General features: G+C 55.2%; 22 protein-coding genes. 15 read left to right on the forward strand and 7 right to left on the reverse strand.

What is annotated here, in order from left to right:
- The first annotated feature begins 170 nt into the window (after positions 1 to 170).
- Together ACOOGA_RS13380 and ACOOGA_RS13385 are read left to right on the forward strand one after the other, a co-directional pair.
- Positions 171 to 1,370 (forward strand): acyl-CoA dehydrogenase family protein, encoded by a 1,200-nt coding sequence (locus ACOOGA_RS13380; protein WP_417460010.1) that lies wholly within the window; start codon positions 171 to 173, stop codon positions 1,368 to 1,370.
- A 17-nt stretch (positions 1,371 to 1,387) separates the two neighbouring features.
- The gene (locus tag ACOOGA_RS13385) at positions 1,388 to 2,491 is read left to right on the forward strand and encodes an acyl-CoA dehydrogenase family protein (protein ID WP_417460011.1); all 1,104 of its coding nucleotides are present in this window, start codon (positions 1,388 to 1,390) and stop codon (positions 2,489 to 2,491) included.
- A gap of 80 nt (positions 2,492 to 2,571) precedes the next feature.
- Here the strand turns inward: ACOOGA_RS13385 and ACOOGA_RS13390 are convergent, their stop codons facing one another.
- Together ACOOGA_RS13390 and ACOOGA_RS13395 are read right to left on the reverse strand one after the other, a co-directional pair.
- Complete coding sequence (locus ACOOGA_RS13390) at positions 2,572 to 3,333, reverse strand: SDR family oxidoreductase (RefSeq protein WP_417460012.1); 762 nt, start codon at positions 3,331 to 3,333, stop codon at positions 2,572 to 2,574.
- A gap of 176 nt (positions 3,334 to 3,509) precedes the next feature.
- On the reverse strand, positions 3,510 to 4,217 hold the full coding sequence (locus ACOOGA_RS13395) for an energy transducer TonB (protein WP_417460013.1): 708 nt from the start codon (positions 4,215 to 4,217) through the stop codon (positions 3,510 to 3,512).
- Positions 4,218 to 4,504: 287 nt separating this feature from the next.
- Here ACOOGA_RS13395 and ACOOGA_RS13400 point away from each other — a divergent pair, with 287 nt between their 5' ends.
- Positions 4,505 to 4,930 (forward strand): response regulator, encoded by a 426-nt coding sequence (locus ACOOGA_RS13400; protein ID WP_417460014.1) that lies wholly within the window; start codon positions 4,505 to 4,507, stop codon positions 4,928 to 4,930.
- On the opposite strand, the gene ACOOGA_RS13405 is transcribed toward ACOOGA_RS13400, so the two are convergent.
- Entirely contained in the window at positions 4,927 to 5,814 is an 888-nt protein-coding gene (locus ACOOGA_RS13405) for a LysR family transcriptional regulator (RefSeq protein ID WP_417460015.1), read from the reverse strand. The two genes, ACOOGA_RS13400 and ACOOGA_RS13405, sit on opposite strands and share 4 nt — an antisense overlap.
- Before the next feature lie 125 nt (positions 5,815 to 5,939).
- Between ACOOGA_RS13405 and ACOOGA_RS13410 the strand changes: the two genes are divergently transcribed.
- Both ACOOGA_RS13410 and ACOOGA_RS13415 read left to right on the forward strand, forming a co-directional pair.
- Positions 5,940 to 6,893, forward strand: coding sequence for a peptidyl-alpha-hydroxyglycine alpha-amidating lyase family protein (locus ACOOGA_RS13410; RefSeq protein ID WP_417460016.1), 954 nt, complete (start codon positions 5,940 to 5,942; stop codon positions 6,891 to 6,893).
- A 6-nt stretch (positions 6,894 to 6,899) separates the two neighbouring features.
- A complete protein-coding gene (locus tag ACOOGA_RS13415; protein ID WP_417460017.1) occupies positions 6,900 to 7,820 on the forward strand; it encodes a DMT family transporter in 921 nt (306 codons plus the stop codon).
- A 136-nt stretch (positions 7,821 to 7,956) separates the two neighbouring features.
- Here ACOOGA_RS13415 and ACOOGA_RS13420 read toward each other — a convergent pair whose 3' ends face one another.
- Positions 7,957 to 10,041, reverse strand: a complete 2,085-nt coding sequence (locus tag ACOOGA_RS13420; RefSeq protein ID WP_417460018.1) for a TonB-dependent receptor plug domain-containing protein — start codon at positions 10,039 to 10,041, stop codon at positions 7,957 to 7,959.
- Between the two features lie 346 nt (positions 10,042 to 10,387).
- Between ACOOGA_RS13420 and ACOOGA_RS13425 the strand changes: the two genes are divergently transcribed.
- Both ACOOGA_RS13425 and ACOOGA_RS13430 read left to right on the forward strand, forming a co-directional pair.
- Positions 10,388 to 12,295, forward strand: a complete 1,908-nt coding sequence (locus tag ACOOGA_RS13425) for a hypothetical protein (RefSeq protein WP_417460019.1) — start codon at positions 10,388 to 10,390, stop codon at positions 12,293 to 12,295.
- A gap of 159 nt (positions 12,296 to 12,454) precedes the next feature.
- Positions 12,455 to 13,402 (forward strand): DMT family transporter, encoded by a 948-nt coding sequence (locus ACOOGA_RS13430; RefSeq protein ID WP_417460020.1) that lies wholly within the window; start codon positions 12,455 to 12,457, stop codon positions 13,400 to 13,402.
- Here the strand turns inward: ACOOGA_RS13430 and ACOOGA_RS13435 are convergent.
- Both ACOOGA_RS13435 and ACOOGA_RS13440 read right to left on the reverse strand, forming a co-directional pair.
- Positions 13,399 to 14,190, reverse strand: coding sequence for a hypothetical protein (locus tag ACOOGA_RS13435; protein ID WP_417460021.1), 792 nt, complete (start codon positions 14,188 to 14,190; stop codon positions 13,399 to 13,401). The two genes, ACOOGA_RS13430 and ACOOGA_RS13435, sit on opposite strands and share 4 nt — an antisense overlap.
- Positions 14,191 to 14,329: 139 nt before the next feature.
- The gene (locus ACOOGA_RS13440; RefSeq protein WP_417460022.1) at positions 14,330 to 15,112 is read right to left on the reverse strand and encodes a hypothetical protein; all 783 of its coding nucleotides are present in this window, start codon (positions 15,110 to 15,112) and stop codon (positions 14,330 to 14,332) included.
- 693 nt (positions 15,113 to 15,805) lie between these two features.
- On the opposite strand from ACOOGA_RS13440, the gene ACOOGA_RS13445 reads away from it, so the two are divergent.
- From ACOOGA_RS13445 to ACOOGA_RS13480, 8 genes are all read left to right on the forward strand, one after another.
- A complete protein-coding gene (locus ACOOGA_RS13445; RefSeq protein ID WP_417460023.1) occupies positions 15,806 to 16,294 on the forward strand; it encodes a hypothetical protein in 489 nt (162 codons plus the stop codon).
- 22 nt (positions 16,295 to 16,316) lie between these two features.
- Positions 16,317 to 16,787 carry a DUF4279 domain-containing protein gene (locus ACOOGA_RS13450; RefSeq protein WP_417460024.1) on the forward strand — a complete coding sequence of 157 codons (471 nt, stop codon included), beginning with the start codon at positions 16,317 to 16,319 and terminating at the stop codon, positions 16,785 to 16,787.
- Positions 16,780 to 17,025, forward strand: coding sequence for a hypothetical protein (locus tag ACOOGA_RS13455; RefSeq protein ID WP_417455677.1), 246 nt, complete (start codon positions 16,780 to 16,782; stop codon positions 17,023 to 17,025). The genes ACOOGA_RS13450 and ACOOGA_RS13455 overlap by 8 nt, the downstream gene beginning before the upstream one ends.
- A 219-nt stretch (positions 17,026 to 17,244) precedes the next feature.
- A complete protein-coding gene (locus tag ACOOGA_RS13460; protein ID WP_417460025.1) occupies positions 17,245 to 17,454 on the forward strand; it encodes a hypothetical protein in 210 nt (69 codons plus the stop codon).
- A 472-nt stretch (positions 17,455 to 17,926) separates the two neighbouring features.
- Positions 17,927 to 18,553 carry a LysE family translocator gene (locus ACOOGA_RS13465; protein ID WP_417460026.1) on the forward strand — a complete coding sequence of 209 codons (627 nt, stop codon included), beginning with the start codon at positions 17,927 to 17,929 and terminating at the stop codon, positions 18,551 to 18,553.
- Positions 18,554 to 18,593: 40 nt separating this feature from the next.
- Entirely contained in the window at positions 18,594 to 19,160 is a 567-nt protein-coding gene (locus ACOOGA_RS13470; RefSeq protein WP_417460027.1) for a LemA family protein, read from the forward strand.
- Between the two features lie 54 nt (positions 19,161 to 19,214).
- The gene (locus ACOOGA_RS13475) at positions 19,215 to 20,933 is read left to right on the forward strand and encodes a DUF2207 domain-containing protein (protein WP_417460028.1); all 1,719 of its coding nucleotides are present in this window, start codon (positions 19,215 to 19,217) and stop codon (positions 20,931 to 20,933) included.
- Between the two features lie 178 nt (positions 20,934 to 21,111).
- Positions 21,112 to 23,001: a DUF2207 domain-containing protein gene (locus ACOOGA_RS13480; RefSeq protein WP_420428875.1), complete on the forward strand. Its 1,890-nt coding sequence runs from the start codon at positions 21,112 to 21,114 to the stop codon at positions 22,999 to 23,001.
- On the opposite strand, the gene ACOOGA_RS13485 is transcribed toward ACOOGA_RS13480, so the two are convergent.
- Complete coding sequence (locus ACOOGA_RS13485; protein ID WP_417460030.1) at positions 23,002 to 23,751, reverse strand: class I SAM-dependent methyltransferase; 750 nt, start codon at positions 23,749 to 23,751, stop codon at positions 23,002 to 23,004.
- Positions 23,752 to 23,916 lie beyond the last annotated feature (165 nt).

Raw genomic sequence — 23,916 nt, forward strand, 5'->3', positions numbered from 1 at the left:
TCAGTTGAGCTGATTTGGCCATGACGAGACAAGAAATGCAGCCTTAAGGCTGATACACTGCTCTGCGCGCGGATAGCCGAATCAGTTATACGTGAATTTCGGGCTTGAAGGCCTCGTTTGTCGTTCTACTTGATGGAACAACAAACACCACAACAAATGGATGGGCAGACATGCGTCTTGAATATACACAGGAAGATCTGAACTTCCGCGAGGAGGTCCGGGCATTTTTGGAAGCAAAATTACCGGCTCATATCTCAAAAGCGGTAAAAGCGGGCCGGATGCCAGCGCGCGAGGACTATATTACCTGGCAACGCATATTGGTTGAAAAGGGCTGGGCGGTACACACTTGGCCAAAGGAATATGGCGGGTCCGGGTTTACACCGTTTCAGAAGCACATTTTTGAAGAGGAATGCGTGAAGGCCGGTGCGCCCGAGTTGCCACCCTTTGGTCTCAACATGCTGGGCCCTGTGCTCATTGCCTTCGGGTCAAAAGAGCAGAAGGCCCATTACCTGCCTCGCATCCTCAATTGTGACGACTGGTGGTGTCAGGGTTATTCCGAGCCAGGTTCAGGCTCAGACCTCGCAAGCCTCAAGACAAAGGCGGTGCGTGACGGTGACCATTATATCGTCAACGGCCAGAAAACATGGACAACCATGGGCCAGTATGCGGACTGGATTTTCTGCCTTGTGCGCACATCCGCGACAGGCAAGCCGCAGGAAGGTATCTCTTTCCTTCTGATCGATATCAACACCCCGGGTGTTGAAATGCGCCCCATCATCACCATTGAGGGCGGGCATGAAGTTAACGAGGTTTTCTTCTCTGACGTGAAAGTCCCTGCCGAGAATTTGGTGGGTGAAGAAAACAAGGGCTGGACCTACGCAAAATACCTGCTGCAGCATGAACGTGTTGGCATCGCGGGCGTGGCAGCAGCCAAAGAAGGCCTGAAGAAGCTCAAGCGTATCGCGGGCGAGACAGACGCGGGCGACGGCACCATGCTGATCAACGACCCCGCGTTCGCAACCCGTATTGCCAACGTTGAACTTGATTTGATGGCGATGGAGCTCACCAACCTGCGGGTGCTGGCACAGGCACAAGCCGGTGGTGCACCGGGGGCGGAAAGCTCCATGCTCAAGATTAAGGGCTCGGTCATCCGGCAGGAAATTTCAGACCTCTTGCGCCGCGCAGTAGGCCCATACGCCCTGCCGTTCATGCCAGAGCTGGAGCTGCCAGGGTCCAACGAGGAACCCGTCGGGCCAGAGGGCGCGAACAGCTTCGCGGGCCATTATTTCAACCGCCGGAAATATTCCATCTATGGCGGCTCGAACGAGATTCAGCGCAACATCATCTCCAAGATGATCCTTGGGCTTTAAGGGAAGGGTGACACACAATGGATTTTAAGCTCTCTGAAGACCACAGCCTTCTCAAGGACATGGTCGCCAAATTTGTGCGCCAGAAGTACGACTTTGAAACCCGCGACAAAATCATCAAGTCTGAGGCCGGATATTCGCCTGAGATATGGGCTGAGCTAGCTGAGCTTGGCCTTGTAGCTGCTGTGTTGCCGGAACGTGTTGGCGGCCTTGGCGGCACCGGTATCGATATCATGGTGGTGATGGAAGAACTGGGCCGCGGCATCGTGGTGGAACCTTTCCTCGCGACCGCCGTTTTGGGCGCTGGCATGCTGGCGGAAGAAGAGGCAGCGGGCCGTGGCCCCGCGCTTTTGGATGATGTGGTTGCGGGCGGACATCTGCTTGCGCTCGCGCACTATGAACCCGGCGCCCGCTATAATGCGGACAAGGTGGATTGCAGCCTAAAGGGTGGCAAACTTACTGGCGCTAAATCTGTGGTGATTGGTGGCGGGCAGGCAGATACGCTTATCGTTTCCGCCAAAGGCGATGATGGCCTTGCGCTTGTTCTTGTATCCAAAGATGCGGACGGCATGAGCCTGCGAAGCTATAAAACCCATGACGGTTTCTCTGCTGCTGAAGTCAGCTTTGACGGTGTTGCGGTCAACGCCGACGATGTGCTGGCAACCGGCGCGGCGGCAGAGGGTATTCTCGCTCGGGCCATCGCGCGAGGCACCTTTGCCTTATGTGCGGAAAGCCTTGGCGCAATGGAAAACGCGCGTGACGCCACGCTTGAGTATTTGCGCACCCGCACCCAGTTTGGTGTGCCAATTGGCAAGTTTCAGGTGCTGCAACACCGCATGGTGGATATGTGCCTTGAGATCGAACAGGCGCGTTCGATCGTGCTGCTCGCGGCGTCAAAGCTGGAAAGCGAAGACAGCGAGAAGCATTTGTCTGCAGCCAAGGCACTCACCGGCCGTATCGGTCGCATGGTGGCGGAAGAGGCTGTGCAGATGCATGGCGGCATTGGTGTGACGTGGGAGCTGACGCTCGCGCATGTGGCCAAGAGGCTTGTGATGATCGACCACTGGTTTGGTGATACGGACCATCACCTCAAGCGTTTTCAGAAATTATCCAACGCCGCATAAACAGGCGTTATAACTCAGAATGCAAGAGCCCGGCGGTTTCCCGCCGGGCTTTTTGTTATTGGGTTTTGTTATAGGGCAGCCTAACCCTTTTTGATGGAAACACCGCCGTCCACAAGCATGGCATGGCCTGTTGTGAAGCTTGAGGCGTCGGACGCAAGATAGAGTGCGCTTTGGGCAATCTCCTCCGGTGTGGCGATACGCTCAAGAGCATGCAGGCCACGCACGAATGCCTTCTCTTCCGGTGTGCTGGCAAACTCGGCCGCCATATCTGTGTCTGTGCCGCCGGGCAGCAACGCGTTAACCCGCACACCCCTAGGGCCATACTCGACAGCAAGCGACTTCATCAGCCCCACCATACCAGCCTTTGCCGCAGCATAAGCGGCCATGCCGGGCATGCCCGCCGTGTAACCAACGAAGGACGATGTGAGGATAAGCGAGCCGCTGCCGCGTTTCTCCATCAAGGGCAATTGATGTTTTGCGCCCAGAAAGGCGCCGGTCAGGTTCACGTTGATGACATTATGCCAGTTGGTTTCGTTCATCTCAGCGGTGGGGCCCAATTTGCCGAGGGCGCCTGCGCAGTGCATGGCGATATCAAGGCCGCCGAAGCGTTCGACGGCTGCCTCGCACAGCTTTTGGGCATAGGTTTCATTACTTGCGTCACCCGCGAGCGCGTATGCTGTGCCGCCTGAGGCGGTGATCTCCGCCACCAGTTCATCTAGCGCGTCCTGCCGCCGCGCGCCCACCACAACATGGGCACCTTTTTCTGCAAAAAGCAGGGCAGTGGCGCGCCCGATGCCTGCGCTTGCCCCCACAATAAGGGCTACTTTGTTTTGAAGTACCATTGGTTCTCTCGCTCTTTGTTGGAAGGAGCGCGAGATAGACCATGGTACTGCCTGAGGCAGATATCCGTTTCTTGCGCCCAAACAAAGATTAATAAAGATGAAGTTGGGGCGCGTGGGAAAATGCAAAAGCCCGGCGGTTTCCCGTCGGGCTTTTCTGTCTGTCGTGGCCTCGGGTGTTATCCGCGTCTACCGTCCAGGCGGTAGTTAAGCGGAATGGTTAGTGCAATGCTTTCCTGCGCGTCAGGCAGCGCGGGGAAGTTGATACGGCGCATAAGGTCAAGCGCCTCGTCATCCAGAATGTCACTGCCGGAAGACTGCACGATATTCTGTGCGGTGATGGTGCCGTCAGCCGCCACATTCACCTGCACTTTAACCTGACCTTCAATGCCTTCCTCAATCAACTGGGTTGGATAGCCCTGGTTGCGTGCCAGGGTACGCTGTACCGAACGCTGCCAGTCTTTCCAGTTAGATGTTGCAGCATCAACGGTGACGGATGCGTCCATCCGTGTTTCCGTCTCATCCATCTGGAAGCGAAGTGGAATTTTAAATACGTAAGTTTCCTTGCCTTCGGGCAGCGGCGGTAGTGGGTTGATGCGCCCAAGAAGGTCGAGAACCTCGGCGTCCAGTATCTCGTGCCCGGAAGACCGGTTGATGTTAAAACCGATGATCGCGCCAGTTTTGGCGACAGTTACCTGGATTTTGACGGTGCCTTCAAGATTATCATCCACGGCGCGGCGCGGGTAACGCTGTTTGGAGGCAAAAGCATCAAATACCTTGGCGCCCCATATTTGCAGCCCATCGTCATTGGCAAGCGACGGGCTTGTGAAACCCGCCAGTGAAATTGCAGCCCCAAGAAGGAATGCTTTGGTGCGGTGAAGGATCATCCATCCACTCCCTATTTGAACAAAGCATAATCGAAACAAGGTTAAGATATCGGGTCGCGCCTGACCCCACAGCAGGCTGCGCATTTGGGCAATTTATAGGACATTCGTTTAAAACAGATTAATGCACGTTGTCCCTGGTGAAGCTGCCCAAATCGGCTTCTGCGTCCTCTCCAAACACGTTAAGCGAGAGCCTGTTGCAAGGCAACGTCGCAATGAAGCTGTTGTCAGAAACCCAAAACGCTTGTAGCGTTTATTCCCATAGTTAAAGGCAACTAATCAGGGATGCGATGAGCGACGAAAAAATCACTCGTATGGCCGCGTTTGCACGAAAGACAGTGCTCATAGTGGATGATCAGGAACTGATCAGAACCATGCTGACAAAGCTTTTGGGGGCACTTGGTTTTGCAGAGGTGGTTGAAGCAACAGATGGCTCAGATGCCCTCAAACAACTAGATCGTCGCGGTTTTGATGTCATCATTTGTGATATCAATATGGAGCCCATGGGTGGCCTCGATTTTGTTACCCGCCTGCGTCAGGGTGCCAACATCCGTTTCGATGCCAAGCGTTCCCGCACGCCGGTGCTGTTTTTGACCGGTAGTGCAGAGAAAGAGGACATTCTCGGTGCAAAAGGGCTTGGTATTAAAGGCTATCTCCTGAAGCCGATCAACGCAGTTGCGCTCAAGACCCACCTTCTCAGGATGCTGTCCGTCTAGCCTTCTGCCACGCCCTGCTGGCGTTTGAGGAAATCTATCAGCGCGCGCCCCGCAACGGATAGCGGCATGTCGCGCCGCCAGCATGCACTTACCGTGAAATGATATCCCTTGTTCTCTGCGATCGGCAGGGCCATAACCCGGTTTGATTTCGGTTTCGCGGCCTCAATCAGCAAACCCGTGGCTGTGCCCGCTTCAATGGCCGAGGCCAGAAGGGACATCACGTCTGTCTCCAGCACCACATTGACAGACTTTCTGTGCCGTGCCGCCTCACGGATCAGCTTCTCGTGGATCAGGTAACTTTTGGGCAGCGTGGCCAGGGGCATATCGAGCAGGGTTTTCCAACTGATAGACGCCGCGTTTGCCGCCGGGTGATCTGCTAGCAGGCATGCAACCGCCTGCTGGGTAAAAAGCGGTATCTGCTCAAAGGTTTCATCCAGCCGGTGCGTGGTGAAACCGACTTCAATCTCCCCCACCTTAAGCGCGCTTTCCACCGACTGGCCAGCGAGCTGCCTGAGGGAAAGCTTGACGCCTGGGTTGGTGGCCAGAAAGTCACTTAGCGGTGCGGCGAGCACATGGTTGGCGATCAAGCCGGTGGCGGCGATGGGCAGACTGGCTTGCTCCAAAAGCCCAAGCGCGCGCATCTCGCTTTTCGCCTTCTCGGCTTGTGCGAGGATGGCGCGGGCATGCTGGTAAAACTGGTATCCCTCCCGGCTGGGTTCAATGGTGCGACCGGTGCGTACAAACAGTTTCACCCCAAGGCTTTCCTCAAGGTTTTGTACTGCCACCGTAAGGGCAGGCTGGCTTACGTGCAGTGCGGTTGCCGCTTTGCGCATGCCGCCTTCATCCAGCACGGCCGCAAAATATCGAAGTTGTTTCAGGTCCATGGCTTCAAGTTAATTGATAATTAAAATCTATCAAAACTATAAAAACTAAATATTTGAATAATCAGTGTGAAACGCTGATCTTGCGGGCAACATCAACAACCTGATGCGATAAAAGGATAAGCGAGATGAAAGTTAAACACCTGATCGGCATAGCGGGGCTTTTCACCCTTCTTGGTACGGCGGCGGTCACGTCCACTTCGGTGGTAGCAGACGATACACATTGGCAGGCGACCATTCCCAACCTTGAAATGCCTGACGGCTGGCATCTTGTGGAAGTGCCTGCGGTGCTGCAGGCGGAAACAAATAGCGGCAAGCCTGGCCCGATTTATGTTTTTAACCGCAGCGAGCATGCACTTCTCAAGTTCAAGGCCAATGGCAAGTTTGAGCGCGAGATTGGCGCGGGCCTGTTCTCCAGCCCCCACGGCATGCGCTTTGACGCGGACGGCAATATCTGGACAACAGACGTGGGCAACCATCTTGTGCTGAGCTTCTCGCCCGAAGGCAAAGTTCTGCGGGTGTACGGCAAGAAAAACACGGCGAGCCCAGGTTGGTTTGACCGCGACTATAATTTCACCTTTTTTGATAAACCAAACGACGTAGCGTTCGATGCGGACGGCAACCTCTATGTGGCGGATGGGGGCAACTTCCGTGTCGTGAAATTCGGCCCCGACGGCAACATGATCAAGATGTTTGGCGAAAAGGGTGAGGGCGAAGGCCAGTTCAACTTCCCGCACTCTGTGGTGGTGAAGGGCGATACTCTCTATGTCGCAGACCGTGAAAACCAGCGCATTCAGCTTTTCGATCTTGAAGGCAATTTCAAGAAGGAATGGACAGGCATTGGTTACCCTTACGGTCTTGTCCTGTTGCCGGGCGGTGGTTTCCTGATGACCGACGCCCGCAACGAGAACCTTGTAACGCTGAGTGACGACGGCAAAGTGCTGAGCCGCACGGGTGAAGCAGGCAAGGAAGTTGGGCAATATAGCTCGCTGCATGGTCTGGCGCTCAGACCCGGTGGCGGTGTGCTGGTGAGCGATATCTTCAACTGGCGGGTAACAGCTTTGAACCCCACTGTGGAGTGATAGTTCATGACCACATCCAGCCTGACGGCGGGGGGGAATAACAATTTACGCGGGGTGGCCTTCATGGCCACCTACGCTATTTGCCAATCACTTATCTGGGTGGCTGTCCGGTTGTTGGCCGAGCGTTACTCACCTGAGTTGTTGGTGTTTTATCGCAACTTCTTTGGCTTGATCGCCATGATGCCGCTGATCATCAGCCGTGGGCCGGGCATTTTGAAAACCTCACGCCCGCTTATGCATGGTGTGCGGGGGTTGGTGGCTTGTGTGGGGGTCTATAGCCTGTTTTATGCGCTCAGCACCGCACCACTTGCCACTGTTGTGGCCATCACCTACCTGGCCCCCATATTCTCTGGCATCACTGCTGTGTTGTTTATGGGGGAACGGGCAGGGCCCGCACGCTATATCGCGTTGGTGCTTGGCTTTATTGGCATGCTGATAGTGGTACAGCCGTCTCATGCCTCGGGGGCAACCTTTGGCGTCGCTGCGGCCCTTGTGGGTGCTGTGATGACAGCAGGCGCGTTCGTTAGCGTGAAGATGCTTTCCCGCACCGAAGATATGGGCACCATGGTGGTATCCCAATTTGTGCTTCTGTTGCCGGTCAGTTTTATCATTGCGCTCAATCACTGGGTTTGGCCATCGTTCGCAGACTTCTGCCTGATGGCGCTGATGGGGCTTGGTTTTACTGTGGCGCAAAGCGCAATGGCTCGCGCCTTCGCGGCGGCCGACGCCACCGTTGTGTTGCCGGTAGACTTTTTGCGCCTGCTGGTGGCGGCAGTTGCGGGGGTCGTTCTGTTTGGTGAAATGCCGGATATCATGGTGTGGGGTGGCGGCTTTTTGATCCTTATGGCGGCGGTGCTTTCAGCCTATGGCGGCTCGCGCCCGATCACGGAAAATACGGTCACCGATCAACAGAGTGTGAAGTTTTGACGCACCCCCTTAAAAGCAGCTTCAAGGCACCTTATCTGTAGTCTTGCCGGGGGCCCACTCCTCCCCCTTATTACCCCGGCTTTAACCCGTGCGCTCCCCCCCATCAGCGCACGGGTTCTTCTTTTGGGGGAAGGGCTTAAAACTGCCCGCTGATCACAAATTTGATGCCCATGTCGCGCCGACGCTCAGACAGTGCTGTGCCAACTTTATCGCCGCCCCGGTTGGGGCCGTAGAAGTGGCGCATGCGGTTATATTCACCGCCGGTGATGTCATAGAACAGCAGCGTTGTTTTTACACCGAAGAACTGGGTGGTTTCCACGAACGCATTATAGTTGGCCTTGGGGCTAAATTCCTCAAATTCATCAATGAAATAGCCGTGCCAATTATGGGTTGAATTATACTCCAGCCCCCATGCCCAGTTGCTGTTTGGGATATCGTGCCGGAAATCGATATAAAATTCGCTTGGCACGAAGTCATGCACGCGGCGGCTTTTGTTGCTGATGGGGTCAAGGAAATCGCTTTCCTTCAGATATACGTCTACCTCGAGAAGGCCGCCTTTGAGGATGAAATCAAGCGGCAGGTTTGCGTTTGCATTCAAGCCCCAGCGCTTGGCGCTACCGATGTTGGCAAGCGCTTCGCCGCCGGATTCCAAAATCGTGCGCTCAAGCACATCGTCCTTCCACTCGTAAAAGAGTGTGGTGGAGATCGCACCGCGTTCCCCGAAGGTATAGTCGATTTTGGCTTCAAGTCTGTCTGTTCGGTCGGGGCGCAGGTCTGGGTTGCCCGCGAACACACGGTCATCAATTGCATCAGCCGACGCTGCGAAGTCAGAGAAATCAAGCTGGCCAACGCTGCGTTCTGCCTTGAGGCCCAGTCGCAGTTGATCTGATACCGTATAGGTAAGCCCGGCAGACGGCTTCAGGAACTTGAAGGTCTGCGCATTGCCGCCACGGGTTGCGATGCGGGAAACCTCGGCCTTGATGCCTGCGTCTGCTGTCAGTTTGCTGCTGGCTTGCCATACAAGGTTGCCAAAAGCTTCGGCCCGCACTTCCTGCACGCGCACGGTGTCTTCTGGTAGCACCTCGGTTGGTGTGCCTGCGCCGTCTTCGATCGCTATCTCGATAGACGTATCAAGCCGGTTGAAAGCACCTTCAACTCCAAATTCCGGCTTCAGGCTTCCTGTGGTTTGGCCAAAGGTTGTGCGCAGGATGGTCTCGGTCTCTTTTTCAACTTCACGGATATTGCCGAGCTCAAGCAGTGTTCTAGCGGGCATATTGAAGTTGAAGTTATCCGTGTTGGTTTCCTGTTCATATGTGCCAAGTCCGATCAGGCGCCATTTCCAGCCTGAGGCATAGGTGCGAGACCAATCTGCACCCAGCTCGCCACCGTATTCCTCTTCCACATGGCGGTTGTCGAACCGGTCAATGACCGGGCCATCAAGCGCACCAAGGCCACGGTTGCGGCGCTTCGTATCCCCCGCCCAGCGGAAAAATTTCAACCTGCCGTTAAGCTGCAACCTGCCGCCAAACGCGTTTCGCCCTGCGTCGAATGAAAGCGCGCCAAAACGTTCTTCCTCCTGCCGGTCTTCGGTTGTACGGCTGGTGAGCGTGCCGTTTGTTTCTCGTTTGCTGATTACGGCATCACGGTTGGTGGACAGCAGGAACGTATCAAGCTGGAAGGAAGTATCCCATCCGCCAATATTGGTGGTGAACGTAGCGTCCACCATTGGCAGGATTTTATTGTTGCCGACCCGGCGCATTTCAAGCGCCCAGGTGCCTGAGCTTTTGTCCTTGAAGCGGATCACATTGGCCACCACACTTTGGCCTGCGGCCTCGCCCGCCGCGAACGCGCCGCGCTGCAGCTCAATACGGTCAACCTGGGCTGCCGGGATACGTCGCAGCGCTTCCACAAGGCCACCTGATTTTGAGGTGGGGCGCGCGCCGTCGATCAGCACGTTACCGGCTGTGCCGCCAAAGCCCCGCGCGCTTTCGCCTTCATCAAACATGAAGCCGGGCAGGCGCTGGACCATGTCATAGGCGTTTTGGGGGGTATATTGCGCGAAGAAGCTGGCAGTATAGTTTTCTGATCCCGCTTCTGCGGCGCTTGAGCTCGCGGTTGCTGCCTCTGTCGCTGTTTGCCCAAAAACTTCTGGTGTGATTAGCGCCAGCGAAAACAGCGCCAGCACCGGGCTTAGTGCCGGGCTCGTAAGCCTCCCCCTCATATACTCGTTCCCTCATATTCGCCTGTGTGTGAGCACAGTTCTTTAACGTTATAGTGTTTTGTGTTTTTTGACTTTGGGTTAGCCTTCACCGTGGCCAAAGAGAAAGCCTTCCCGCTCTCTTTCGTCTGAGTGTGAAAATATTCCAATTGTCTGGGCGCTTAGTACTACATGTGTAGTATGGGTAAACGATTTGCGCAACCCGCTTTTTGCGACCAGTCGTTCTGTTTGTGCGGTGAATTGAATCCCAATAGCCAGTGACAACTCAGGGTTTGAGTTGGGGCCGCTGTTTGGTAAAACCAAATGGTGATAGGTTCATGCCTCGACCGCAATCATGCCTGGGAGCCTTATGTCGACTTCATACTCTTTGCGCCGCTGCGCCGCCGCGTTTACCATTGCGGTTATCTCGTTCAGCGCTCCCGTTCATGCGGGGCCGGAATTTGATAAAGCACAGGCTGAGCTTTTTGCGCTGCATGTAGTTGAAGGGCGCCGCGCCATGGTGGCCCTTGCGGGGAACGAACGCGCGCCATTTGACGATAGGGCCAAAGCGGCACTTTTCCTTGCGGACATGAGCGCGCGGATGGACAAGGACATGGCTGCCGCCATGAACTGGGTCAGCATTGCTGAGCGTTACGGCGCCCAGGCGGAAGGCGTGGCCGCCGCCAAAGCCCGCGCCTTGATTGAGGGGGGTGAGCCGAGGAAAGCCATCACCTTTGCCCTTAAAGCCAATGAGCTGGCCGAAGCAACTGAGCGCGCGGAAGCCCGGACGCTTCTGTACGCTGAAAGCCTGATGGCAGCTTATGACAGCCCCACGGCGTCGCTTGCGCGTCGGGCGCTGGCGATCAATGCACAAACGCTGCGCATGGCGCTTGAAGATAACCCAAGCTCACAGGCTGCGGCCAAAATGCTGTTTGATTTCTCCGTACGGTTAGGGGACGGGGATACCATGCTGCAGGCGCTCACGGCTCTGATCCCGGCAACAGAACGTGTCTCTGGCGGGCAATTTGCAGCGCCCTTCAATACACTCAAGGAAGAGCTTTCCGGTTGGCTAGGCTCAACGCTTGTACCCGAGCGGCGGCGCAAAATAGTGTTTGCGCTGGCGGAGCTACGCCTCGCACAGGCGGCGGCCTTGATTGCGGAAAAACACCCGAGCCGAGGGAAGAAAGATTTTCTGGCGGAAGACGGCATCGCCGAGATTGTCGCTTATGCCTCATTCCTTGATACGCTCAACGCCTCGCTTGAGGAGATATACCGTGCGCGGGTTGCGGGCGGAGATACCTCAGGTCGGGCCTTCACAGCCTTCGATGCAGCGGCCAAGGCATTTGCAGCGAAAATACCGAATGCACTCGGCGGTGAGGCGTATGACCGGGAAAGCTTTACCAGCTATATCCGCAACCGGTTTGGGGCTTTGTTGAACTGGGACGAAAACGGCACCGAGCTGAAACTTGGCCACCAGTTGGCAACCGAGACAACCACCGTTAGCCAACATGGTGTGCAGGCTGATGTGACAGCGCTGAGCGTGGGCTTTATGGCCGCGCGGGGTTTAGAGTTTTTTGTGCTGGGGGATAACGCATCCGGTCGCGGCTGGAACAGCGAGGAAGGCACTGTGCAACTTGCGGGCAGTGAGGCGGCTGAGGCGGGTGGCGTTCAAACCGGGGCGGCACTGTGGCAGCGGTGTGGCGCGGGCGTCGACCCTGTTAAGCGGGCTTATGAAATCAGGGATATGTCCCTCGGCGATGCCGCATTGATGGGTAATAAAACAGTCGCCTATTTGCCGGGGCTTAAAACCCGGCTTGAATGGCAGGCCTGCCACGGGCTGATGCATATGCTCAAGCGTTCCGGGCTTGAAAAAGAGCGTATTGAAGGCGCTTTCACCGCTGAAGCTGATTTTGCAATCACGGAGGGACAGGTGAACGGGTATCAGGCGCGGTTTGCCATTGAGCGTGCGCGGCTTGGGGACGAGTTTGCAAACACACCCGCTGCCACCCTTGAGTACCACGCCCGGCTTGCCATGATTGTTAAAAGCCCCCGGCCACGTTTCGCGCTTGCGGGGGCTATCCTCCTGCCCGGTATTGGCGGTGATACGCCCGAAGGGCAAGCGAACGCCAGAGTGCTCGAAGGTTTTGTTGAGTGGATGGAGAAACACCCGGCCGAAGTTATCGCTTTTGACCGGACGCGGCCCACACTGGTGCAACTTGACCACCTGAGCGACGAGCAGATTATCAACATTGCCAAAGCTCTGGACCCGCTGGAATAGAGGGCAGAACCAGCGCCTGCCAAGCCAGCTTCCAATGCCGAAGAAGTGAATTCGGGCAGCAAGAAACGGGATGCACCGAACTCGCCCTTTGGCTAAGCTCCCGATCAATCAAAAGGCCAATCAAAAGCGCCGGGTCACGGGCGAGGATAAGGAAATCATATGGCGAGCGGTGGTCCTGCGGGCATTCAGATGACAGTGAAAGACTGGCTGACAATGGCGCTACTTTCCGTCGTGTGGGGCGCGTCTTTCTTCTCGATCGAGATTGCCGTGACCGAGCTACCTCCCTTCACCATTGTCTCAATCAGGGTTGGGTTAGCCGCTATCGCGCTGTTTTTCTATATGCGGGCGAAAGGTATTCCGCTGCCGTTTGAAGGGCGTAGCTACAAGGGGCAGGTGATCTTTGCCATGGCGCTCATGGGCTTTTTCAACAACATCGTGCCGCAAAGCCTGATCGTATGGGGCCAAACCCACATTACCTCAAGCTTGGCATCAATCCTTAACGCCACCATGCCCATTTTTACAGTGTTTATCGCGCATTTTTTCACCAGCGATGAGAAGCTGACAGCTAACCGCCTGATTGGTGTGCTGGTCGGTTTTGGTGGTGTTGTGCTAATTGTGGGGCCTGCCGCATTGAAGGGGCTGACATCGGGCCTTCTTGGGCAAACGGCGGTTCTTGGTGGCGCGGCGTCTTACGCTGTTGCCGCGGTGATCGGCCGGCGCTTTGTGCGCCTAGGCCTCAAGCCCATGCAGATCGCCTTTGGGCAGGTACTGGCGGCGGCGGTCATGTTCACCCCGTTTGCTGTGCTGTATGAGAAATCATATGCGCTGGCGATGCCGTCAACCGGCGTGATTCTGGCGCTCATTTCACTCGCGACCATTTCAACGGCTTTTGCCTATCTCTTGTATTTCCGGCTTATCGCAAACGCGGGCGCCACCAACGCTTCCCTGGTGACACTTACCATCCCCGTGACGGCGTCTGCGCTGGGTATCGGGTTTCTGGGCGAGGTGTTGGAGCCCACACATGGGCTTGGGCTTGTGTGTATTGGCCTCGGGCTTCTTATCATCAATGGCCGGATGTTCAGGCGCCGTGCCACAGGCGTGGTCTAGCGCTCCATAGGTGGCAAGTATTCTTCCGCGTTCAAGCCCTGAGCCTTCAGAAAGGCAGCCATCTCGCCGTCTTTCACAAGCATTTCTATGCGCTGGTTTAGCCGGGTGATAAACGCACGGTTTTCCTCGGTGTCATGACAAACGATGCGCGCATGAGCGGCAGGCACAGGGATGTATGCCGGGTCATTTGGCGGTAAGGGAACCTCTAGCTGCTGGAAGACAAAATATGCGTCCGGCATGTTTGCGAGCATGGCGTCGACATTGCCACCCAAAAGCATTTTGGCTTTGTCGGTTTCATCAGCGATGGCAGCAAACCGGCTGCCATATGCCTTGATGGTTTTGGAAAGGTTTGACCCCAGCGCGTACGCGATGCTCATGCCGTGGAGGTCATATTCGTTGCGTACAGGGTTGGTGCCAGGTGGCGTGAAGACCCGTAGGGGCGAACGCATCATGGCTTCGCTCTCAATAAGCTTCGCGTTTTTGGGCACCGCGCTGGTGCGCTGAAGTGCAGTTATACTTTTGGGGTAGATGCAGGCGTTATTCTCTTCCTCAAAGTGCCGCATGGCGCGTTTGTAGGGGTAGGCGTAATAGTGGTCGAGAGTTTCCTCGGGCCCGAGGGTGAAACGGGCGAAGTCGTTATAAAAGCCGCTGCCATCCGCGCTCAAAGTAAGGCCCCAACTGGTGGCATAGATATGCGGGGTCAGCGCGTCGTCATGCGCGCGGGCTGAACCAGTCGGTATCACGGGTACAAGGCTGACCATAAGGGTTGCGAGGAAATGCCTCAGCATCAACTTCTCCATGCGCTCGGCTGCTGTTTGAGCGAAAAATAAGCCAGACCCCCAAAGGTCGTGCGGGCGGTTTTGCCTCGCCCATGGGCACACGGTAGGCACCTGAGCTTAAAATTTGGTTAGGATGTGCGGGGTAGGGTTATGGCTTTTTCAGATAGTCACTGGGGTTAAGCCCCTGACTTCTGAGAAAAGCTTGCAACTCCCCCGATTTGAGAAGTTTCTCAAGCCGGGCCTCGAAGGACGTGAGAAACAGCACATTCTCCCGAGAGTTATGGCACACAAGACCGATGCCGGAACCAGCAACCACCAGCGTTTCATCATAGGGGGCGAGCGGTACGCCCAGGCTGTCGAACACGAATTTCACATCAGGCATGGCAGCAGAGATCATATCGACCCGGCCGGAAAGCAGCATCTCTGCTTTGTCTACCTCATCCGCGACCGCAATGAAAAAGGCGTTGGTGCCTTCAAGCGCAAAGGGGATGCGCGACCCCATGGCATAGGCAATGCGTTTGTCCTTCAGCAGGCTATAGTTCGCGGGGGGCATTGTGCCATGCCTGCTGAAAATGTGGATCTTGTTGCTGAGAACGCTGCGGCTTCCAATAAAGCTATCCGCTGCCTGAATGTCTCCCGTTGCGGTCAGATACTCGGTGGAGCTGGGGTAAAGGCAGGAGCCAAACTCCTCAAAGAAATGCCGCTTTGCCCGCCTGTAGGGCAGGATTTCATAATCAATCGCACCCATGTCGGTGGTGAACAGCAACTGCGCGAGGTCGTTATAGAAACCAGTGCCGTCAGATTTCAGCGTGAGACCCCAATCTGTCGCGAAGATATGGTGGCGGTCGGTTTTGGCACTATCGGCACAGGCTTGCGGCGCTGCGGAAAGCAGAAGCAGAGAGAGTGCGAGCGAAAGCGTCCATGTGCGCATGCTGATCCAAACGGTTGTGAATCTGAGCGTACAGTATACACCTGCATGAGCAGCTGCGCATCAAGAGTCGAGAAGGAGAATTCACATTTTTTAGGCAATCCTGACCTTTTGGTAGCGTGATTTTTCCTTTTGTGTCCGATGCTTGAAATAAAATTATATAAAGGCGCATAATTCTTGTTGACAGTTGCGTGTGCCTTCCGTAATTCTCTGATCATAACAGGCCCGAGGTGGGCCGACTTAGGATTTGAGACCGATGTATACCCTTTGGAACCTAACAACCGCAGCATCCGTGAAAGGCGCGAAATTTATTTGCGTCCGTCAGATGCTTGCTGTTCCAGAGGGGGAGATACTCTAAGGCGAAACGCCAAAAAGAGATCGAAGGTTCAAAAAACCCCTCCGGAGCAGCGCCCCGGAGGGGTTTTTTCATGGCCAAACGCAGTACCGAAAAACGATGAGACACCAACCCGAGTACGGCAAGTTTTGAGTGAGAAGAAAAGCGAGGACGAAATAACCCCCTGGTATGGTTCCCCCGGGTCAAGTTGAAGGCAAAAGCCCGAAGGCGCGGGGGAACAGGAACGGGGTAGAGGAGGCGGAAAGCCGCTTCACGTGAGAAAACTGAGAGAGAACCGGCAGTGAAAGAGCTTTGAAATACTGCCGAACTAAAATGAGACCCTAGGGCTAAAGGATAAAACGATGTCAGCCATATACACATTAAGGCCGGGTGAGACCGGCGAAGAAAGGTACAACAGCTTCCGAGAGAGCCTGCCGCTGAAGGTGGCCCGCGCGCGGCGGGGCTTTGGCGGCTTTATTACGCTCGACCTCGGGCAACCCCGCGCGGATGATGCGGTGACCGGTGAACCGCAATGGGAATGGCACTTGTGGGTTTATAGTTGCGATTGGGATCTTTACCTCGATCAGTCGCGGCTTTTGTGGCGCCGCGAGAGCGACAATGCCCGCGCCAATCATATCCTCAACAAGCTTGAAGGCGAAACACTCACAAGCATCGCCTACGATGAAACGGATGACTGTTTCGAGCTGACCTTCACTGGCGGGTTCACGCTCAACATCGACCCTGATTTCTATGGGTTTGATGCGGACGCAGACCTCTTCATGCTTTTCAAGCATGGTGAGCGGGACGTGCTCTCCTACTCCCCCAAACGACGTTTTTATAAAGCCGCTTAGGGCAGATGAAGGAGACAGGATCATGAATCATCCAGCACCAGATTTTGAGATTTATACAAGCCTGCGCATTAACAGCCTTGAAAGCTCCCCTGACGCGGTGACCAAGTCGCTTGGTCTTTTCCCCAGCCGGGTGAGCCGCAAGGGCGAGCAGGAATGCGCCTCGGGCGTGGAAAGCTTCGCGGAAGATTTCGGCCCGCTTTCCACCAAGAACCTGTGGGTTCTGCATTCGGGCCTGGCGGCAGAAAACACACCGCTATCTGCGCAGATTGATGCGCTTCTTGGCCAGCTTGAAGGCCGCGAAGAGCCAGTGCGCAAATGGGCGAAAAACGCCTGGGTCACTGTTGAGGCCTATGCGCACAAAGCAGTGCCCGCGCTCACGCTAACGCCAAAGCAGATGAAACGCATGGCGGCGCTTGGGATTACGCTGGACGTTGATTTTCATGACCTGACACAAACAACAAATAATACGCTTGAGGAGACCAGAGATGCATAAGTTTCATGATGTGATGTTGCCGCGAGATGAAAGCCAGTTCGGCCTTAAAAAAGGCGCGACCGGTGCGATCATTGGCATCAACAAGCTACGCAAACGGGTTTACACCGTTGAGTTCCCGCATGCGAGCACAGGTGCATCCACGCTTCTTGATCTTGACGCGGATATTTTCGACCACACGGGTGACACGGTGATTGTCGCTGGCTGGCGCCAGGCGCAAGGCGCACTTGCCCGCGTGTAACAGCTCCCGTTCGGGCTTTGGGGGGGGAGCTGACATCGTCCCTCTGGCCTGAACATAGACGGCCTGAACACAAATAGTTTTGCCAAAGGAATCTCACCTTGTTCCTTACCCTAAGCACCGCATCTCCCCTTACGCGGTGCGCCCCTCAGCCCCACGGACAACCGTGGGGCTTTTTTTTTGCGTCAATATCGGTATGATCCCCGACCGGAGGATATGGGGATGATCAACCGCCTGTTTAATTGGCTCGACTGGAGCTGTGACGCTTTTCTCAAAGTCATGGTGGCACTGCTGTTTATTGGCTGTGGTGTGTTTCTGGCCGTGGCTGGTGGTATGTTTGGTGTGTGCCTTTTCCTCATTATCGGAAGCTTCCTGAAGTGGGCGATGACCGATTCGCGCCCCATAGACACACTGGACGAAGAAGAAGCCTGAGCGGCTGCCAAGCTTTCCCACCTTTCCCTCTTTTATAAAGTGAAACTGGCCGATTTATGCCGCTGGTCTGCATCTCTATTTGCGCCCGGCTTCCGCTTTCCTTTCGCTCCGCGAAGCAAGGTAAAACACCATTTCTTGTATACTACACTTAATTGGTGTAAATATTGTGTTCCATTACACGCTTTGGGGGCGAGTATATGACTGAACAGACAAGATCTCATGATCTGAAGCTGCGGTATCCCACTGTTTTGTGGGCGCTTGCGGTCAGCCTGTTGTTTTCCGTGGCTTTCTATCTTTCAGGTCACTGAGACCAGGCATATTGGCGGTATTAATTCAGCGGCTATTCTGCCGCTTTGTGGTGCTGCGTGATTTTGGCATCCCCGTCAAGCTTACCGGAATTCTCATAATATATGGACGGCTGCTTCCCGCGCTGTATTCTGGCGTCATATGGTGATGCAGTGCGGGGGATTTTATGCTTTCAGTTGATACGGTGGTGGCGTTTACACTGGCGTCTGTGGTGCTGGCTTTTGCGCCTGGGCCGGATAATATTTTTGTGCTCACGCAAAGCGCGCTTAAAGGCCCCAAGGCGGGGATTGCTGTCACCTTTGGCTTGGCCACCGGGCTTGTTGTGCACACAGCCGCTGTTGTGCTGGGCCTTGCCGCACTCATTGCTGTATCCGAGCTTGCGTTCACGGCGCTCAAGATTGTTGGCGCGGCTTACCTTGTGTATCTCGCTATCGGGGCATTCCGCGCAAAACCGGAAGCGATCGAGGCGACAGAGAGTAAAGCCACAAGTCTCGGCCAATATTATCGGCGCGGTATTATCATGAACGTTACGAACCCGAAAGTGTCCATATTTTTCCTCGCTTTTCTGCCGCAATTTGTTGATGCGGGCGCTGGAAATACGGCGGCGCAAATGCTTGCGCTGGCCACGCTTTTCTTTGTTGTTACGATTATTGTGTTCTCGTCCATCGCGCTTATGGCGGGGCAAATTGGGGCGCGGCTGTCGAACTCACCAAAGGCGCAGGTCTTGATGAACCGCGTTGCAGGCACCATATTTTTAGGGTTGGCCCTCAAGCTCGCGTTATCTGAGCGGTAGGCCACACTGCCGCGCCAGCGGCCAATAGATGGGGGATATTATGACAGCGATTTACATCATTCTGGGCCTTGTCGCCCTTGTGCTTATTTACAGTATTGCGATCTACAACAAGCTTGTGGGCCTTCGTGTGCGCAAGAACGAAGCCTGGTCCGACATCACCGTGCAAATGAAACGCCGGTACGACCTTGTGCCCAATCTGGTTGAAACCGTGAAAGGTTACGCCGCGCATGAGAAAGAAACCCTCACCGGCGTGATCAATGCCCGCAACGCAGCGGTTGCGAGCAATGGCAGCCCGGACGAGCAGGCCGCGAATGAGAATATCTTCAGCCAGGCGCTTGGCAAGTTGATCGCGCTTTCCGAAGCCTACCCGGACCTGAAAGCCAACACCAATTTCAACAATCTGTCCGCAGAGCTTGCCGCCCTTGAAGACCATATCCAGAAGGCTCGGCGTTTTTATAACGGCAACGTGCGTGAGCTGAACACAGCGGTGCAGGAGTTCCCTTCCAACATTATCGCAGGCATGTTTGGCTTTACCCTATCAGAGTTTTTTGAGCTGGAAGAGAATGAGCACATCGCCGTGCAACAAGCCCCCAAGGTTGAGTTCTAGCTGCCTCAGTATGCGGATGCGAGTTTTGGCAAATTCGCAATTGAGGGGAAACTTATGAGACAGATCGGCAAGCTGCACGCTCGAGCGCTGATTGCTGTACTCATGGGGCTTGCTACGTTTGCAAGCACCGCGCCGACTGTAGCTGCCGAAACTGTCAGTCGGTTTCGTAGCGATATTACCGTGCGAACAGACGGCGCGCTTGAGGTTATTGAGCGTATTACGGTGAATGTGGCACACGACCGCACTAGTAGGCATAGCTTTTTTCGGGATTTCACCACCCGCTATGAAGACTGGGTTGGTAACAAAGTCGATTTCAATTTTAAGGTGAAAAATGTCAGGCTTGATGGCAATCATACACCCTACACCATGGAGCGACAAACAAACGGCTGGCGTCTGCACATTAGCTACCCATACAGTATGGTTAGGCGCGGTGAGTACACATATAAAATCACATATGAGATCACACGTCAGCTTACTCATCTGCCGAAAACCGATGAGCTATACTTCAACATTACTGGCAATGGTTGGGACGTTGCGATCGATAGCGCAAGCGCGATAATTACACTACCGGAAGGCGCAAAGATGACGCGCACGGCGGCGTACACAGGACGTAACGGTTCAAGAGCAAGCGATGCAACGCTACGCTCATTAGCACCTCACCAACTTCAGGTGCATACTGACGGTCGACTTGGTCCGGGGGCTGATCTTACGGTGCTACTAGAGTGGCAAGCCGGTGTTGTTACACGACCGACTACAGAAGATAAAGCCGTGCAGGTCATTAGTGATAATGGTTGGATGCTGGTCGGTGCGCTTGGGGTGCTTATAACCTTCCTCTATGGCGTCAAAGTTTGGCGCGCTGTGGGCAGAGGCCCAAAAGCCGGTGTCGTTATTGCGCGGTATAGCGCGCCGATTGCTGATGATGGCACCCCTCTGTCGCCCGCCGTGTGCCGGTTCGTGAGCCGCATGAGCGCGGACGCGACCGTGTTCACCGCGGCGGTCATCTCGATGGTTGCCAAAGGGCTGATCACTATTGAGGAAACTGACGATATCATTGCGCTCAAGCGCGTGGGCGAGAGAGTTGATACCGTCAAGCTTACGTCGGATGAAGCTATTATCGCGCGGGAATTTTTTGAGGTCGATGATTCTACAAAAATTGGTGGTGAGTATGACAGGACGTTCATACCAAAGCTAAATAGGTTTTTTGCCGTTGTTCGGCGCAGGGGGAACAAATATTTCCTCCACAACTACGATGTGCAAATAACCATCGCGCTTGTGGCACTTTTCAGTCTGTGGTCTATGGCGGCGGCATCTTACTGGCTTACTTGGGCACTGGTGACCATTTGTCTGGTTGCCGTTTATTGTTTTTTTGGAGAGAAACACCTGAAAGTGCCCATCCGTGAGGCAAACGCCGGGTTTTCAAGCACACTTATGATGCTTACATCGATGGTATTGGCGGAGCATGAAATAAGGTTCCTGCCCTATATGCTGGTATTCTGTGTGCTCGAGCTTCTGCTCACCATCATCTTTGCTGTGCTCATACCCGCACGCACAAAATTTGGCCGTCAGATGCTGGATGAGATTGAGGGGCTGAAGCTTTATATGAGCGTGGCGGGGAAAGAGCGGCTCAATTTCCATAATCCACCAGAGCGTACGCCAGAGCATTATGAGGCTCTGCTGCCTTATGCCGTTGCGCTTGATGTTGAGGCCGAGTGGAGCGACAAGTTTGATGATGTGCTTGGGCAACTCGCCAAAAAGCGAGGTAAAGGCGAATAGTGCTCGGCTCTTCGTGTGGTCGCTGTGACGGGAATTGCTCTGCAGGACACGAGATTATTCACCTTTTTGATCATGCTCGAAAACGGACCAAAGGAAAGCGTCAACGATGAAAACTTACTTGGAATTATCGAACCCCCCGTGGGGTTTTCTTGCGCAAGTTGCGTTGTTTTTGGTGTGTATGTTGGCTGTCACTCAACATGCAACGGCGGCAGAGACGATCCGCCAGTTTCACAGTGACATTACCGTGCGTACAGACGGTGTGCTTGAGGTAACGGAAAGCATCACGGTGAATGTGGAGCATGACCGCATCCGGCGTGGCATCTTTCGTGATTTCCCCACCCGCTATAAGGACCGGAACAGCAACACGGTCAACTTCAGCTTTGATGTCAAAGACGTGCAGCTGGACGGTGGGAATGTGCCCTACAATATGGAGTGGCTTAATAACGGCTGGCGCGTGCGCATTGGCGACCCGGACACCATGGTCAGGCGCGGTGAGCATACCTATACAATCACCTATGAGACCACACACCAGCTCACCCACTTGCCGGAAACCGATGAGCTATATTTCAACATTACCGGCAACGGCTGGGACTTTGTGATCGATAGCGCGAGCGCGATGATCACCCTGCCTGAGGGGGCGATGCTGGAGCGCACAGCCGCCTATACCGGGCGCTTTGGCTCAAATGCAAGTGACGCAACATTGCGCCAACTCTCGAACAATAAACTTGAGGTGCGCACTGACAGGCGGCTGAGTTCACGGGCCGGGCTCACGGTGCTTCTGGAATGGCAGGCTGGTATTGTTACCCGCCCAAGCGCAGCCGATAAAGCCGCCCGGTTGGTGCAGGCCAATGGCTGGATGCTGGTGGGCGCGCTTGCGGCGCTTATCACCTTCCTCTATGGCCTTAACGCGTGGCGCGCCGTGGGCAAAGACCCAAAAGGCGGTGCCGTTATTGCGCAATATAGCGCGCCCATTGGCGGTGACGGCAAACCCATGTCGCCCGCCTTGTGCCGGTTTGTAAACCACATGGGGTCAGACGCGACAGTGTTCACCGCCGCCGTGGTTTCCATGGCAGCCAAAGGGCTAATTACGATTGAAGAGCATGACAAGGTCATCACGCTCAAGCGGGTGGGCGAAAAGATTGATAACGCCAAGCTCGCACCGGGCGAAGCGGTTATTGCGCGGGAGTTTCTGCACGGTGCGCCATACTTCAAAATTGGTGGTGAGTTTGACAAAACCTTCGCACTGGGGCTCAAGCGATTTTATGCCGCAGTTGAGCGCGGGGAAGCCAAATATTTTACCCGCAATCGGGGTGTGGTGATGACCACAATCTCGGTAGCGGTTTCGGGCTTGTTGGCTATGGTGACGGCATCTTACCAGCTTCCTTGGGCGTTGGTGGCTATTGGCCTCATCGCGGCTTTCGCTTTCTGGGGCGTGAAAAGCCTGCTGGTGCGGGAACGGCATGAAAGCAATGCGCTTGTAAACTCGGTGGGTGCGCTTCTGGTGATCCTGATGCTTTTCCCGGCCGTGTTGGGTGGGGGTGAGGCGCGGCTTGCGCCATTCATGCTGGTGTTTTTGGTGCTCACGCTCGCGCCCACCATCATCTTTTCTGTGCTCATGCCTGCGCGCACTAAATTTGGCCGCCAGATGCTGGATGAGATTGAGGGGTTGAAGCTTTATATGAGCGTGGCGGAAAAAGACCGGCTCAATTTCCATAACCCGCCAGAGCGCACGCCCGAGCATTATGAGGCGCTGCTGCCCTACGCCATTGCACTTGATGTTGAAAACAAATGGGGCGACCAGTTTGATGACGTGTTGAGGCGGGCCGCTGAAGCGCGGGGTGAAAGTGAATATCACCCGGTTTGGTACCATAGCCACAGAGGTTATGGCCGCAGCTATGGTGCCCGGCGATTTATGGCCGGTACGCTTGGCGGTGTTATCGCCAGCACGGTTACAAGCTCCATTGCGGCGGCCAGTACACCACCGTCCTCAAGCGGGTCATCCGGCTTTTCGGGTGGTGGCGGTTTCTCCGGTGGTGGCGGCGGTGGCGGTGGCGGTGGCGGCTGGTAATTATACCAGCGGCTTACGCCCGTAACGCATGAAAAGCGGCCAGCACACGGTGTGGGTTTCCGCGTCGCCCCACACCTCCCGCAGCTTGGCGGTAAAAGCATCAAGCGGGTTGAAGCCCAGTACTTTTTTGGCTTCACCCACTGCTGACCAAGTGCCCAGATAGCCCTTTAGCTGGTCAAACGTCCATTCCACCTTCATTTCATAACGCGGCATGGGCGGTTCGTCATACGGGAAGGGCAGGCTCGCATATTCATCATCAAAATGCGCGCGTTCTGGCGGCCAGTAAGCGCCGATGCCGCGGGTGTAGAAATCGTCAACCGCCGCATCAATGTCAGGCGTGATCCGCGCGAGGCCATAAGCCACCAGTGCCAGCACCCCACCGGGTTTCAGGGCCCTGTCTGCGCGGGCATAAAAGGCAGGCAGGTCAAACCAGTGCGCGGCCTGCAAAACGGTGATCATATCTACGCTTAGGGGCTCCAGCTTGAGGTCTTCCGCTTTGCCAACGCGGTAGTCGATGCGGTCGTTTGGCTCCGCATTCTCGATCTGGGAGGCGCTGCCATCATAGCCGATAACATGGTCAAACCGCTCGGCCAGCACGTGGGTAAATTGCCCGCTGCCACAACCTACATCAACGGCCAGTTTGCGCACATCAAGGCCTGCGGCCAGATGGTCCACCAGGCTAACCTCATATTGTGGCCGATGAGTTTTGTAGGCACTGCTGTCGTGCGAGAAATGATCTTTGAACGTCATATGGGGAATTCTCCGTCTTATGGGGCGGCATCATAACCTTTTGTGGCGCTCAGGCCAACCTGCTTGCAGTGTGCTATACCCGGAATGGTTGAAGCGTAGTCACAAATCCGTTTTTGACCTTGGCAGCCCCTGTTTTTCACTTCAGAGTGTCGCGCGATAACGGGG

The organism is Kordiimonas sp., assembly GCF_965216265.1.
Lineage (GTDB): Bacteria > Pseudomonadota > Alphaproteobacteria > Sphingomonadales > Kordiimonadaceae > Kordiimonas.

Bases quoted from the DNA above. Each gene is read 5' to 3' on its own strand.
- ACOOGA_RS13380 (WP_417460010.1), top strand. From the start codon at position 171: ATGCGTCTTGAATATACACAGGAAGATCTGAACTTCCGCGAGGAGGTC.
- ACOOGA_RS13385 (WP_417460011.1), top strand. From the start codon at position 1,388: ATGGATTTTAAGCTCTCTGAAGACCACAGCCTTCTCAAGGACATGGTC.
- ACOOGA_RS13390 (WP_417460012.1), bottom strand. From the start codon at position 3,333: ATGGTACTTCAAAACAAAGTAGCCCTTATTGTGGGGGCAAGCGCAGGC.
- ACOOGA_RS13395 (WP_417460013.1), bottom strand. From the start codon at position 4,217: ATGATCCTTCACCGCACCAAAGCATTCCTTCTTGGGGCTGCAATTTCA.
- ACOOGA_RS13400 (WP_417460014.1), top strand. From the start codon at position 4,505: ATGAGCGACGAAAAAATCACTCGTATGGCCGCGTTTGCACGAAAGACA.
- ACOOGA_RS13405 (WP_417460015.1), bottom strand. From the start codon at position 5,814: ATGGACCTGAAACAACTTCGATATTTTGCGGCCGTGCTGGATGAAGGC.
- ACOOGA_RS13410 (WP_417460016.1), top strand. From the start codon at position 5,940: ATGAAAGTTAAACACCTGATCGGCATAGCGGGGCTTTTCACCCTTCTT.
- ACOOGA_RS13415 (WP_417460017.1), top strand. From the start codon at position 6,900: ATGACCACATCCAGCCTGACGGCGGGGGGGAATAACAATTTACGCGGG.
- ACOOGA_RS13420 (WP_417460018.1), bottom strand. From the start codon at position 10,041: ATGAGGGGGAGGCTTACGAGCCCGGCACTAAGCCCGGTGCTGGCGCTG.
- ACOOGA_RS13425 (WP_417460019.1), top strand. From the start codon at position 10,388: ATGTCGACTTCATACTCTTTGCGCCGCTGCGCCGCCGCGTTTACCATT.
- ACOOGA_RS13430 (WP_417460020.1), top strand. From the start codon at position 12,455: ATGGCGAGCGGTGGTCCTGCGGGCATTCAGATGACAGTGAAAGACTGG.
- ACOOGA_RS13435 (WP_417460021.1), bottom strand. From the start codon at position 14,190: ATGCTGAGGCATTTCCTCGCAACCCTTATGGTCAGCCTTGTACCCGTG.
- ACOOGA_RS13440 (WP_417460022.1), bottom strand. From the start codon at position 15,112: ATGCGCACATGGACGCTTTCGCTCGCACTCTCTCTGCTTCTGCTTTCC.
- ACOOGA_RS13445 (WP_417460023.1), top strand. From the start codon at position 15,806: ATGTCAGCCATATACACATTAAGGCCGGGTGAGACCGGCGAAGAAAGG.
- ACOOGA_RS13450 (WP_417460024.1), top strand. From the start codon at position 16,317: ATGAATCATCCAGCACCAGATTTTGAGATTTATACAAGCCTGCGCATT.
- ACOOGA_RS13455 (WP_417455677.1), top strand. From the start codon at position 16,780: ATGCATAAGTTTCATGATGTGATGTTGCCGCGAGATGAAAGCCAGTTC.
- ACOOGA_RS13460 (WP_417460025.1), top strand. From the start codon at position 17,245: ATGATCAACCGCCTGTTTAATTGGCTCGACTGGAGCTGTGACGCTTTT.
- ACOOGA_RS13465 (WP_417460026.1), top strand. From the start codon at position 17,927: ATGCTTTCAGTTGATACGGTGGTGGCGTTTACACTGGCGTCTGTGGTG.
- ACOOGA_RS13470 (WP_417460027.1), top strand. From the start codon at position 18,594: ATGACAGCGATTTACATCATTCTGGGCCTTGTCGCCCTTGTGCTTATT.
- ACOOGA_RS13475 (WP_417460028.1), top strand. From the start codon at position 19,215: ATGAGACAGATCGGCAAGCTGCACGCTCGAGCGCTGATTGCTGTACTC.
- ACOOGA_RS13480 (WP_420428875.1), top strand. From the start codon at position 21,112: ATGTTGGCTGTCACTCAACATGCAACGGCGGCAGAGACGATCCGCCAG.
- ACOOGA_RS13485 (WP_417460030.1), bottom strand. From the start codon at position 23,751: ATGACGTTCAAAGATCATTTCTCGCACGACAGCAGTGCCTACAAAACT.